This is a genomic window from Streptomyces bambusae (assembly GCF_020532645.1).
Classification (GTDB): Bacteria; Actinomycetota; Actinomycetes; order Streptomycetales; family Streptomycetaceae; genus Streptomyces; species Streptomyces bambusae.
The window spans coordinates 118,651-130,805 of sequence record NZ_JAJAUZ010000003.1; the positions used below are offsets into that span (position 1 = coordinate 118,651).

Genomic DNA, 12,155 nt, shown 5'->3' on the forward strand with positions numbered 1-12,155 from the left:
CCGCTGGCGACCCTACGCGGCCGAGGCGACCACCCCGTCGAGCTCCATCCGGACGTCCACGACACCCTCGACGGCGCGGACGGCGCGTGCGAGCAGGGGGACCAGCGCCCGGTCGCGAAGCGGGCCCCGGAGGGTGACGACGCCGTCCCGCACCGAGAAGTCCAGGGAGACGCCGGGTGCGAGTTCGGCCAGGACGACCTGGCGGATCTCCTCCTCCAGCTCCTCGTCCGGACGGAGGAACACCTTCAGGAGGTCGCTGCGGCTGACGACGCCCTCCAGCATGCCGAGGGCGTTCACCACCGGCAGGCGTTTGACCTGCTTGCGCGCCATGATCCGGGCGGCTTCGGCGACGGTGGCGTCCGGGTGGACGGTGACGGCCGGGCTCGACATCAGCTCCTCGGCGAGGACGGCTCCGGCCTTGGACGCCTCGTCCAACTGCTCCGGCAGCCGGGGGTGCTCGCGGCGGAACTCCTCCTTCGGCAGGAGGTCGGCCTCGGAGACGACTCCCACGACGCGGCCCTCTCCTTCGAGCACGGGGACCGCGCTCACCTTCCACTCGTGCATGAGCTCGACGATCTCCTTGTACGACGCCTCGCGGCCGATGGCGACGGCGGTGTGCGTCATCACGTCACTGACGGTGTAGCGAGCTGCGGGCATGACCTGCTCCTTCGCCGTGTTTGCCGGTGGGCCCGGCCGCCGGTCCCTGGGCGCGGGCAGTGCCGGGCGGAACCCTCGTTCCATTCGAGCACCCGGGCGGCCGGGAGAGCAGGGGCCTTGTGGGCCGGGGCGGGGGCCGACCGGCCCATGGTTACCCGTCCAGCTGAGCCAGTTCCGCCGCGTCCAGCTCGATGTCCGCGGCCCGGGCCGAGTCCTCGATCGATGCCGGGCGGCTGGCTCCCGGTACCGGGATGACCGCGGGGGAGCAGGCGAGGAGCCAGGCCAGGGCGATCTGCTGCGGGCTGGTTCCCCGTTCGGCCGCGATGCGGTGGAAGGCGGTGGCCTCGGAGGTCGGGCCGGACGGGCCGTCCAGGGAGCTGCGGGAGATGCCGCCCAGCGGGCTCCACGGCAGGAAGGCGAGGCCGAGGCGGGTGCTCAGCTCCAGTTCGGGCCGGGCGTCGCGGACCGCGGGGGAGTAGCGGTTCTGCACGGAGACGAGCGCGTCGCCGAGGATCGCGCGGGCTTCCAGGATCTGGCCGGTGGTGACGTTGGAGATCCCGGCGGCACGGATGGTGCCGGCGTCGACCAGGTCGCGCAGGGCGCCGACCGATTCGGCCCAGGGGACCGCCGGGTCGGGCTTGTGCAGCTGGTAGAGGCCGATGGCGTCCACGCCCAGCCGCCTGAGGGAGGCTTCGGCGGCGCGCTTGAGGTGGCCGGGCGTGCCCGTGACGGTCCAGCTGCCGTCGCCGGGTCGGCCCCGGCCGCCCTTGGTGGCGACGAGGACGCCGGAGGTGTCGCCGCCGTAGGAGGCGAGGGCGCGGGCGACGAGGAGTTCGTTGTGGCCGCGCTCGCCGGCGTGCCAGTGGTAGCTGTCGGCCGTGTCGATGAGGGTGACCCCGGCGTCGAGGGCGGCGTGGACGGTCGCGACGGCCCGCCGCTCGTCCGGCCGGCCCTCGATGGACAGCGGCATGGCGCCCAGACCGATCGCGCTGACGGTGGTGCGGCCCAGGGGGCGGTACTTCATCGTGATTCCTTTTCCGGTCCGGAGAGGGTCAGTGCGCGGACGCGACGAGGGTTTCGGCCACCGCGCCCGGCAGCCAGTCGGCCGTACGGGAGAACACGAAACCCAGGCGCTTCGCGCGGGCGTTGCTCATCGCGTAGTGCCGGTCGACGGAGAACGGTGACGCTTCCTCGCCCGCGGCGACGACCCGGTACGCCGGTTCCCGCCCGGTCCCGGCCGCGACCACCGCGCCCAGGTCGCGTACGTCGAGCAGCCCGTCCGAGCAGGCGTTGACGCCGCCGGTGAAGTCCGTGCCGGTGGCCGCCCACAGCAGCACGGCGGCCAGCTCCTCCCAGTGGACGAACACGGTCGGCAGCACGGCGGGGTGCACGGCGACCGGCTCGCCGCGGCCGATGCGGTCGGCGTAGTGCGCCAGCCGGCCGGTGAACTCCTGTGCCCCGCCGCCGAGTACGTGCGCACTGCGGACGGCGGCGAACGCGAAGTCCCCGTGACGCGTGAGCACGGCCTCCGCCTGGCGCTTCCCCTCCGCGTAGTGCGCGTCCCGGTAGGAGTCGTCGTGCCAGGGCAGGCCCTCGTCCACCGGCCACGCGGCCGCGTCCACCGCCTCCTCCGGCACGGGCGTGCCCGGCGGTACGGCGTGCCGGGCGCCGGTCGCCGGGTCGTACACCTCGATGGTGGAGGTCATGACGTACCGCCGGGTGCGGCCCCGGAACGCGCGGGCGGCGATGGCGGCCTGCACCGGCGTGTAGCAGACCTGGTCGACGACCACGTCGAAGGTGCGGGAGGCGAGGGCGGCGGTGAGGGCGGTCTCGTCGTCGCGGTCGGCGACGAGGTGTTCGACCCCGGCCGGCGGGGCGGCCGAGCCGCGGTTGATCACGGTGACGTGGTGTCCGGCGGCCTGGAGCCGCTGTACGAGGAGCGTGCCGAAGTAGCGGTTCCCGCCGATGACGCAGATCTTTTGCATGGCCCCATCCTGGGCGCCTACCGTCACCAGCAGAAGTGCCCACCTACTGGATGCGTATAAAGGAAAACTGTTGATCGACGTACAGCGGCTCCGGGTCCTGCGGGCGGTCGCGGAGCACCACAGCTTCAACCGGGCGGCCGCCGCCCTGCACCTGACCCCGTCGGCCGTCTCCCAGCAGGTCGCGGCCCTGGAACGCAGCCTCGGCGCGCAGGTCGTCGTACGCAGCACCCGCGGCGTGACGCTCACCCGGGCCGGCCGGATCATGGTCGGGGCTGCGGAGTCGGTCGCCGCCGAACTCGCCCACGCGCAACGGCAGGTGGACCGGCTGGGCAGCGGCCGCAGCCAGTTCACCCTGGCCACGTTCACCAGCGGCGGCCGCCTCCTGCTGCCGGGCGCGCTGCCGCGTCTGACGGCCGCCCATCCAGGCACCGTCGTCCACGTGAAGGAGGCCGAGCCGGAGGACAGCCTGCCGCTGGTCCGGCGGGGTGCCGCGGATGCCGCCCTCGCCTATCACTTCGACGGCCCGCTCCCCGGCGGTCCGGGCGGGGCCGCGGGCGTGGAGTGGATCCCGCTGATGGCGGACCCGCTGCACGCCGTCCTGCCCGACGGCCACCCGCTGGCCGGCCGCGCGGCCCTGGACATCGCCGAACTGGCCGACGAGCCCTGGGTGTTCGGCTGCCTCAAGACGGAGGCGTACCTGCACCGGTACGCCGAACGGGCCGGCTTCACCGCGGAAGTGCGCGGCACGACGACGGACTACTTCTTCGCGTGCTCGCTGGTCGCGTCCGGTGTCGGGGTCTCGCTGATCCCCTCCATCGCCCTGCCGCCCGCCCTGCCGGGGCTGTGCGTCGTGCCGGTCGGCCCGCCGGCCCCCGCCCGCCACCTCGGCATCGCCGTGCCGCGGCGGGGCGGTCATCCTGCGACGGAGACGCTGGTCGAGGCGCTGCGAGAGCAGGCGGCGGCGGTCGCGGACGGCTGACCCGGATTCAGGCGTGTGCCACCACGGCCACCGGCGCGTCGGCGTGGTGCATCACCGCGTGGGTGATGGCGCCGATGTGGGTGCCGACTCCCGAGTGGCGGATGCGGCGGCCGACCACGACCAGGGCCGCATCCGAGGCCGCGTCCAGGATCTGGATGGCCGGTTGGCCGATGGCGGTGCGCGCGTCGACGGTGAGCTGCGGGTACTTCTGCCGCCAGGGGGCCAGCAGCTCCCGCAGGGTGGTCTCCAGCCCGTGCCCCATCTCCGCCTGGACGCCGGGGTCGAGGGCCGGTGCGTACGACAGGATGGGCGGCGGGGACCAGCCGTGGACCACGACGAGCGGGCAGGCGTGCCGGTCCGCTTCCTCGCAGGCGAAGCCGAGCAGCCGCTCGCAGTCGCTGTGCAGGTCCACGCCGAGCACGACGGGCCCGCCCTGCCGGGACCGGCCGGAGCCGGAGGTCCGGGCGCCGGCCGCGCGGACGAGCACGACGGGGGTCTCGGTCAGCGGGATGGTGTCCGACCCGGTGGAACCGACGAAGAAGCCGGCGACCGGACCGAGACCGCGCGAGCCGAGCACCAGCAGATCCGCGTCCTCCGCAGCCGACGCGAGGGCGGTGGCAGCCGCGAGGCCGTCGATCCGCCGGATGCGGACGTCCAGGCCGGGATGCCCGGCCGACACTCGGTCCCAGGCCTGCGCCAGGAGGTCGTCGGCCCAGCGGTGGCGTGACACGGGGAGCGGCGCCGCGAACGGCGCGTTCTGCGGCCAGTCGTCGGCGTGGACGAGTTCCAGCACGGCGCCGCGCAGCTCGGCTTCGCGGGCGGCCCAGTCGGCGGCGGCGAGGCCGGCCTTCGACCCGTCCAGACCTGCCGTGATCCGGTTCGACATGGTGTGCCTCCTGTGCGGGTGAGTGGGTGGTTCCAGGTTCCGCCGCTCGCGATCGCCGCCGGGAGGGCCGAGCGGTCCCATCGGGGACCGTTCGGCCCGGTGGCGACGCACCAATACCCCTGGGGGTATTTGACAGGCCGGGTGATGTGCTCCTACCTTCTAGTAATACCCCAGGGGGTATCGGACGATCCTCGGCGCATCGCCGATGCTGCCCCGTTCCATACCTCCGGGGGTATATCGGCTTCGGATCTGGAGGGTTCCGTGTTCTTCGCCCAGTACTACCTCGACTGCCTCTCCCAGGCGTCGTACATGATCGCCGACGAGACCACCGGGAAGGCCGTGGTCGTCGACCCCCGCCGGGACGTCTCGGAGTACCTGGCGGAGGCCGAGGCCCGCGGGTTCGCCATCGTCGGCGTCATCAACACCCACTTCCACGCCGACTTCGTGGCCGGACACCTTGAGGTGGCCGCCCGTACCGGCGCGTGGATCGGCTACGGCCGGCAGGCCGAGACCGAGTACCCGATCCGCAGGCTGGCCGACGGCGAGAGGATCAGCCTCGGCGAGGTCACCCTGGAGATCATGGAGACGCCGGGCCACACCCCGGAGTCGATCAGCGTGCTGTTCCACGAGCGCGGCGGGGACGGCCTCCCGTACGGCGTGCTGACCGGGGACGCCCTGTTCGTCGGGGATGTGGGCCGCCCCGACCTGCTTGCTTCCGTCGGTGTGACCGCGGAGGAACTCGGCGCCATGCTCTACGACAGCGTCCACCGCAAGCTGATGGGCCTGCCGGACGACGTCCGGGTGTTCCCCGCGCACGGTGCCGGTTCCGCCTGCGGGAAGAACCTGTCCACCGAGAAGCAGTCCACCATCGGCGAGCAGCGCGCCACGAACTACGCGTGCGCGCCGATGACCGAGGGTGAGTTCGTGGCCCTCGTCACCGCCGGACAGCCCGCCGCCCCCGGCTACTTCGCCTACGACGCCGAACTCAACCGCAGGGACCGCCCCCTGTTCGACCCGGCCGCTGCACCGGGCCCGCTCGCCGCCCGGGAGTTCGCCACCCGCCGTGCCGCCGGTGCCGTGGTCGTCGACGCGCGGGATCCGCAGGAGTTCGCCGCCGGGCACCTGCGCGGCTCGGTGAACGTCCCGGCCGACGGCCGGTTCGCCGAGCAGGCCGGAACCGTCCTGCCCGCCGACGCGGAACTGCTGGTGATCGCGCCGCAGGACCGCGAGGAGGAGATCGTCACGCGCCTGGCCCGGATCGGCTTCGACCGCGTGGCCGGCCACCTCCGCTCGCCGGGCGACGACCTGACCGACCTGACCGCCATGACCGCCCTGGCCGACGAGGTCACTCCGGCCGCCCGCCTCACCCCCGCCCAGGTCCGTGCCGCCCTGGCGGGCGACAACCCGCCGGTCGTCATCGATGTCCGCAACTGCGGTGAGCGGAGCGAGCACGGCTCCATCGGAGGAGCGCTGCACATCGCCCTCGGCGAGCTGCCGCGACGCCTGGACGAGATCCCGCGCGACCGGCCCCTGGTCCTGCACTGCGCGGGCGGCCACCGCTCCTCGATCGCCGCGAGCCTGCTGCGCCACCACGGCTTCACCGACGTCTCCGACATCCTCGGCGGGTACGCCGCCTGGGCCCTGGCGAACGCTGCCGCCGCAGTCTGAGCTGCTGCCCCGGACGCGGGGGAGAGCCCCCGTGGTCCCGTTCCGCCACTGCCGGCGCCCCGCGCGGGTCCCGTACGCCCTGACCCTCCGCGCGCGGGAGCGCCGGCCGCCTTCCCCTGCCCCCGCATATACCCCACCCCGTATTTTCGTGCGGGGTCACCCCACCACGACGGAGATTCCCATGACGACCGACGCCTCCCGTATCGCCGGCCTCACCCCCACCGCACTCCGGCAGCTGATCAAGGACGGTCGCGCCCCGCGTCTGCTGGACGTGCGCACCCCGGGCGAGTTCCGGACGGTCCACATCCCCGGTGCCTACAACGTCCCGCTGGACACCCTGCGCGAGCACCGCGGCGAACTCCTGGCCCACCTCGACGAGGACGTCGTCCTCGTATGTCGCTCGGGCGCCCGCGCCTCCCAGGCCGAGCAGGCGCTCGCCGAGGCCGGTCTGCCGAACCTGCGTGTCCTGGACGGCGGCATGATGGCCTGGGAGGCTGTCGGTGCTCCCGTCAACCGGGGCGAGGCGCGCTGGGAGCTGGAGCGCCAGGTGCGCCTGATCGCCGGCTCGATCGTGCTCGTCACCGGCGTCGTGGGCGTGTTCGTGCCCGGAGTGCACCTGATCGGCGCCGCGATCGGCGCCGGGCTGACGTTCGCCGCGCTCAGCAACACCTGTGCCATGGGCATGATGCTGTCCAAGCTGCCCTACAACCGTGGCCCGCGCACCGACATCCGCACCGTCATCGCCTCCCTGCGGGACCCCTCGTGATCGCGCTCGTCCTCGCGGCATCCGTACTGATCGGCATCAGCCTGGGCGTCCTGGGCGGCGGCGGTTCCATCCTCACCGTGCCGATCCTCGTCTACCTGGCCGGGATGGACACCAAGGAGGCCATCGCCACCTCCCTGTTCGTCGTCGGTGCCACCAGCCTGGTCGGGCTCGTCCCGCACGCCCGGGCCGGCCGGGTGCGCTGGCGCACGGGTCTGGTCTTCGGCGCGGTCAGCATGGTCGGCGCCTACGGCGGCGGACGCCTCGCCGAGTACGTCCCCGGAACCGTCCTGCTCGTCGTGTTCGCCCTGATGATGCTCGCGACCGCCGTCGCCATGCTCCGCAAGTCCCGCAAGGCGAAGCGGGCCAAGCCCGCACATGCGGAACTGCCCGTCAAGCACGTGATCGTGGAGGGCCTCGTCGTCGGCGCGGTCACCGGTCTGGTCGGCTCCGGCGGCGGATTCCTCGTCGTTCCCGCCCTCGCCCTGCTCGGCGGACTGCCCATGAGTGTCGCGGTCGGCACCTCGCTCCTGGTCATCGCGATGAAGTCGTTCTCCGGGCTGGCCGGCCACCTCTCGGGCGTCACGATCGACTGGAACCTCGCCCTGATGGTCACCGCCGCGGCCGTCGTCGGCAGCCTGATCGGCAGCCGCTTCGCCGGACGCATACCCCAGGACGTCCTGCGCAAGGCGTTCGGATGGTTCGTCGTCGTCATGGGCGTCTTCGTCCTGGGGCAGCAGCTGCCCGCCGTGGTGTGGACGGGCCCCCTGCCGTGGGCCGCCACCGGCCTCGCCGCGACGGCCTGGGCGGCGTGGCGTGCCGTACGGATCCGGCGTACGGCACGGTCACGGCGGCGGCCGACTGTCGTGCCCATGCCTCCGGTAGGCTCGCCCGGGTCGAACCCGTCCCCGTAGCGGATACCCCTCGGGGTATCCTGGCGGGAGGGTCGACGACGGGAGGAACCGATGAAGGTGGAAGAAGAGGCCGCGACCGCGATCCTCAATCGGCTGCGGCGCGCCCAGGGCCAGCTGGCGGGCGTCATCGCCATGATCGAGGCCGGCCGCGACTGCAAGGACGTCGTCACCCAGCTCGCCGCCGTCTCCCGCGCCCTCGACCGGGCCGGATTCAAGATCGTGGCCAGCGGCATGCGCCAGTGCCTCGCCGAGAGCGAGGAAGGCGCGCCCCCGATGAGCGAACAGGAACTGGAGAAGCTGTTCCTCACCCTCGCCTGACGCGCGCTCACGCCACAGCCGGCGCCTCCAGCCGGCAGCGGACGTCGACGACGCCCTCGACGGCCCGGGCCAGGCGCTCGGCCAGGGGAATCAGGCCACCGTCCTGCACCGTGCCGGTCAACGTGGCGACGCCGTGGGACACGGCCACCCGGACGGACGCGTGGGAGAGCGGGAACAGGTGCTCGACGACGTGGCGGCGGATGTCGGCGGCCAGTTCCTCGTCGCTGCGCAGGAAGACCTTGAGCAGGTCGCTGCGGCTGACGATGCCCCGGAGGGTGCCGTTCCCGTCGACCACGGGAAGGCGCTTGACGTGGCGTTCGGCCATGAGCCGGGCGGCCTGGGGGAGCGTGGCGTCGGGCCGGATGGTGAGGGCGGGGGCACTCATGAGGTCCTCGGCGCGGGTGGAACCGGCCTTGGCGGTCTCGTCGAGGCGGCGCATCTGCTCGATGAGTCCCGGGCGGTGCTCGTGGAACTCCTCCTTGGGCAGGAGGTCGGCCTCGGAGACCACCCCCACCACCCGGCCTTCGCCTTCGACGACGGGGAGGGCGGTCACCTTCCACCGCCGCATCGCCGCGGCGATGTCCTTGAAGCCGGTGGTCGGGGTGACGGCGATGACCTTGGCGCTCATCACGTCGGACACGGTGTACGGGGTGGAGGTCATGTCGGGTCCTCAGCGTGCGTGGGCGAGCGGGACTCCGCTGCCGTGGGGTGCGAACAGGTCAAGGAGCCGGGTACGGGTCGAGTCCAGCCGGTCGGCGATGACGGCGGCCACGGCGAGGGACACGGCCCGCCCCACGGCCGAGTCCTCGTGGCACAGCTCGCGCACGGCGGCGGCGTCGAACTCCAGCGCGCGCACCTCACGGGAGGCGGTCGCGCCCAGGTGCCAGCAGTACGGGCGGAACATCCATGACCAGCCGAGCAGCTCGCCGTAGCCGAGGGTGTCTATGACGGCGTCCTTGTGGCCGGCCACGTGGGTGTGCAGATCGACGGTGCCACACTGGATGACCCAGAACCTGTCCGCCCGGCGGCCCTCGTTGAAGATCCGGGCACCGGCCGGGAAGGTGACCGGGCGGGAGTGGGCCAGCAGGGCCACGCGGGCCTCCGGGGCCATCTCTTCGAGGATGCCGTGCATGGTGCTCATGGTGTGCCTCCAACCCTTCCCCCTCACCCTGCGCCCGGCGCCGCCGTGGCCGGGAGGGCCGCGCGGTGCATTCCGCGGGGCCTTCCGGCCCACCTCAGCGGACCAGGACGGCCTCCCCGGACCTGGGCACAACGGCCGTCCAGCCGAGCTCGTGCTCGATCCGGTCCCGCAGGGTCGCGGCGGCGGTCTCTTCACCGTGGACGAGGTAGGTCGTGTGCGGGGCCGGAGCGCCGCGCAGCCAGTCGAGGATCTGGTCGGCGTCGGCGTGCGCCGAGAAGTGCGGCACGTCCGCGATCTCGGCGCGCACGGGAACGTACTCGCCGAACATCTTCAGCACCCGCGCCCCGTCCACCAGGTCGCGGGCGCGAGTGCCCTCGGCGGCGAAACCGACGATCACGACGGCATTGCGGGGGTCCGGCAGGATCCGGTGCAGGTGGTGCAGGACGCGGCCGCCCGTGGCCATGCCGGCGGAGGAGACGATGACGGCCGGCCCGGTGGTGTTGTTGATGTCGATCGACTCCTGGACGGTACGGGCGGCCAGGAACGGCTCCGGGCTCATGGCACTCTCCCCGGCGGCGATGATCTCGGGCCGCAGCTCGGGCGACCGCGACCGTACGGCGGCGCGGTACACGTCGAGGGCTGCCAGGGCCATCGGGCTGTCCACGTAGACGGGCACGTGCCGGGGCAGCGTGCCGTCCCGGCGCAGCGCGGCCAGCTCGTGCAGGACCACCTCGGTCCGGTCGATCGCGAACGCGGGGATGACGACCGTGCCGCCCCGGGACAGAGCGCGCTTGATCACGGAGGCGAACTCGCGCTGCGCGGTCTCCTGGTCGTGGCGCCGGTTGCCGTACGTGGACTCCATGAGCAGGACGTCGGCGCCGGTGAACGGTTCGGGCGGCAGCAGCAGCGGGTGGCCCGGACGGCCGAGGTCGCCGCTGACCGCGAGGGTGTGGCCGTCCTCCAGGGTCAGGTGCGCCCACGCGGAGCCCAGGATGTGGCCGCCGTGGTGCAGCCTGAGCTTCGTGCCCGCCGTGATCTCCACCTCGCTGCCCACAGTCACCGGGTCGAAGAACTTCACCGTCTGCTCGACATCGGCGTCGTCGTAGAGAGGCTTCGCGGGTCGGTGCTTGGACCAGCCGTGCCGGTTGGCGTGCTCGGCGGCCTCCATCTGGAGACGGGCGCTGTCGCGGAGCACGATCTCGGCGAGCCGGGCGGTGGCCGCGCTGGTCAGGATCGGGCCGCGGAACCCGTGCCGGACCAGGCGCGGCAGGTAGCCGCAGTGGTCCAGGTGGGCGTGGGTGACGACGACGGCCCGGATGTCGGCCGCGTCGCACGGCAGCTTGTCCCAGTTGCGGCGCCGCAGGTCCGCGACACCCTGGAAGAGGCCGCAGTCGACGAGGATCCGGCCGAGGTCGGTCTCGACCAGGAACTTGCTGCCGGTGACCGTCCGCACACCGCCCAGGAAGCTCAGCAGGGCGGGGCGAGCGGCGGGTGCGGGGGACGGAGCTGGCTGTGACATGACAGCGCCCTTTCGTTCCGGCTCGGAATCGGATGCCGGATATCACCGTCACACCGGCAGCGGCCCGCCGGGAGGGGGCCGACCGGTCCTACTCCGGGGCCGTCCGGCCCAAGCGGCGCCCGGGTCCCGGGGCACAGCCTGGCGGTGACCGCCCGAAGCCCGCGCGGAGAAGCGGTACCGAGAGCCCGTACGGAGGGCTCGCGCGCGGAGCCCGTTCGGGGAGCCCGCTCAGAGAGAAGGCCCCGCCATGAAGGCACTCGTCTTCCACGGACCCGGACAGACCTCCTGGCAGGACGTTCCCGACCCCTCGGTCAAGGACGCCGCCGACGCGATCGTCCGGGTCGACGCCGTCACCATCTGCGGCACCGACCTGCACATCGTCAAGGGCGACGTGCCCGAGGTGGCCCCTGGCCGGATCCTGGGCCACGAAGCCGTCGGCACCGTGGTCGAGACCGGCGGCGACGTCCGCACCGTCCGCCCCGGCGACCGCGTCCTGATCTCCTGCATCTCCGCCTGCGGCCGCTGCCGGTTCTGCCGCGAGGCCCGCTACGGCCAGTGCCGCGGGGGCGGCGGCTGGGTCCTGGGACACACCATCGACGGCACGCAGGCCGAGTACGTGCGCGTCCCGTTCGCCGACCTCTCCGTCCACCCGCTGCCCGCCGCGCTGCCCGACCACGAGGCCGTCCTGCTCGCGGACATCTTCCCGACCTCCTACGAGGTGGGCGTCCTCAACGGCGGCGTCCGCCCCGGCGACACCGTGGTCGTGGTCGGCGCCGGCCCCATCGGCCTGGCCGCCATCGCCACCGCGCAGCTCTACAGCCCGTTCCGGATCATCGCCGTCGACCTCGCCGCCTCGCGTCTGGCGGCGGCCCGCGAGCTCGGTGCCGACGCCACGGCCGGGGCGCGGGAGGAACCCGAGCGGCTGGTGCAGGACCTCACCGACGGCCTCGGCGCCGACGTGGTCATCGAGGCGGTGGGCGTACCCGAGGCGTTCGAGATGTGCACCCGCATGGTCCGGCCGGGCGGGCGGGTCGCCAACATAGGCGTCCACGGCAAGCCCGCCGTCCTCCACCTGGAAGACCTGTGGATCAAGGACGTCACCCTCACCACCGGCCTCGTCGACACCCACTCCACCCCCCTGCTGCTGCGCATGATGGCGGCGGGACGGCTGCCCGGCGCCGACATGGTCACCCACCGCTTCGCGCTCGACCAGATGGCGGAGGCGTACGACGTCTTCACCCGCGCCGCCGACACCGGCGCCCTCAAGGTCGTCCTCGGCGGGGCGCAGCACGACGCTGTCGCCGTCCCCGCCGGAAGGGCGTGAC

13 protein-coding genes are annotated in these 12,155 nt (G+C 73.2%); 6 read left to right on the top strand and 7 right to left on the bottom strand.

Annotated elements, in window-relative coordinates:
- Positions 1-12 precede the first annotated feature (12 nt).
- The 3 genes from LG634_RS03235 to LG634_RS03245 form a co-directional block, all read right to left on the bottom strand.
- Positions 13-657 carry a CBS domain-containing protein gene (locus LG634_RS03235; protein ID WP_226732031.1) on the bottom strand — a complete coding sequence of 215 codons (645 nt, stop codon included), beginning with the start codon at positions 655-657 and terminating at the stop codon, positions 13-15.
- A 151-nt stretch (positions 658-808) separates the two neighbouring features.
- Positions 809-1,681, bottom strand: coding sequence for an aldo/keto reductase (locus tag LG634_RS03240; RefSeq protein ID WP_226732032.1), 873 nt, complete (start codon positions 1,679-1,681; stop codon positions 809-811).
- Between the two features lie 28 nt (positions 1,682-1,709).
- Positions 1,710-2,642: an NAD-dependent epimerase/dehydratase family protein gene (locus LG634_RS03245; protein WP_226732033.1), complete on the bottom strand. Its 933-nt coding sequence runs from the start codon at positions 2,640-2,642 to the stop codon at positions 1,710-1,712.
- 70 nt (positions 2,643-2,712) lie between these two features.
- On the opposite strand from LG634_RS03245, the gene LG634_RS03250 reads away from it, so the two are divergent.
- On the top strand, positions 2,713-3,621 hold the full coding sequence (locus LG634_RS03250; protein WP_226732034.1) for a LysR family transcriptional regulator: 909 nt from the start codon (positions 2,713-2,715) through the stop codon (positions 3,619-3,621).
- A 7-nt stretch (positions 3,622-3,628) separates the two neighbouring features.
- Here LG634_RS03250 and LG634_RS03255 read toward each other — a convergent pair whose 3' ends face one another.
- A complete protein-coding gene (locus LG634_RS03255) occupies positions 3,629-4,507 on the bottom strand; it encodes a universal stress protein (protein ID WP_226732035.1) in 879 nt (292 codons plus the stop codon).
- A 261-nt stretch (positions 4,508-4,768) separates the two neighbouring features.
- Between LG634_RS03255 and LG634_RS03260 the strand changes: the two genes are divergently transcribed.
- The 4 genes from LG634_RS03260 to LG634_RS03275 all read left to right on the top strand — a co-directional run bounded on the left by LG634_RS03260 (position 4,769) and on the right by LG634_RS03275 (position 8,170).
- On the top strand, positions 4,769-6,175 hold the full coding sequence (locus LG634_RS03260; RefSeq protein ID WP_226732036.1) for an MBL fold metallo-hydrolase: 1,407 nt from the start codon (positions 4,769-4,771) through the stop codon (positions 6,173-6,175).
- A 181-nt stretch (positions 6,176-6,356) separates the two neighbouring features.
- Complete coding sequence (locus LG634_RS03265) at positions 6,357-6,941, top strand: rhodanese-like domain-containing protein (protein WP_226732037.1); 585 nt, start codon at positions 6,357-6,359, stop codon at positions 6,939-6,941.
- Positions 6,938-7,852 (top strand): sulfite exporter TauE/SafE family protein, encoded by a 915-nt coding sequence (locus LG634_RS03270; protein WP_226732038.1) that lies wholly within the window; start codon positions 6,938-6,940, stop codon positions 7,850-7,852. The genes LG634_RS03265 and LG634_RS03270 overlap by 4 nt, the downstream gene beginning before the upstream one ends.
- A gap of 51 nt (positions 7,853-7,903) precedes the next feature.
- Positions 7,904-8,170: a metal-sensitive transcriptional regulator gene (locus LG634_RS03275; RefSeq protein WP_226732039.1), complete on the top strand. Its 267-nt coding sequence runs from the start codon at positions 7,904-7,906 to the stop codon at positions 8,168-8,170.
- A gap of 7 nt (positions 8,171-8,177) precedes the next feature.
- Here the strand turns inward: LG634_RS03275 and LG634_RS03280 are convergent, their stop codons facing one another.
- From LG634_RS03280 to LG634_RS03290, 3 genes are all read right to left on the bottom strand, one after another.
- Complete coding sequence (locus LG634_RS03280) at positions 8,178-8,831, bottom strand: CBS domain-containing protein (protein ID WP_226732040.1); 654 nt, start codon at positions 8,829-8,831, stop codon at positions 8,178-8,180.
- Between the two features lie 9 nt (positions 8,832-8,840).
- Positions 8,841-9,311: a cyclic nucleotide-binding domain-containing protein gene (locus LG634_RS03285; RefSeq protein ID WP_226732041.1), complete on the bottom strand. Its 471-nt coding sequence runs from the start codon at positions 9,309-9,311 to the stop codon at positions 8,841-8,843.
- Between the two features lie 94 nt (positions 9,312-9,405).
- Positions 9,406-10,830, bottom strand: coding sequence for an MBL fold metallo-hydrolase RNA specificity domain-containing protein (locus LG634_RS03290; RefSeq protein WP_226732042.1), 1,425 nt, complete (start codon positions 10,828-10,830; stop codon positions 9,406-9,408).
- A gap of 247 nt (positions 10,831-11,077) precedes the next feature.
- Here LG634_RS03290 and LG634_RS03295 point away from each other — a divergent pair, with 247 nt between their 5' ends.
- Complete coding sequence (locus LG634_RS03295) at positions 11,078-12,154, top strand: alcohol dehydrogenase catalytic domain-containing protein (protein WP_226732043.1); 1,077 nt, start codon at positions 11,078-11,080, stop codon at positions 12,152-12,154.
- The last annotated feature ends 1 nt before the right edge of the window (position 12,155 follow it).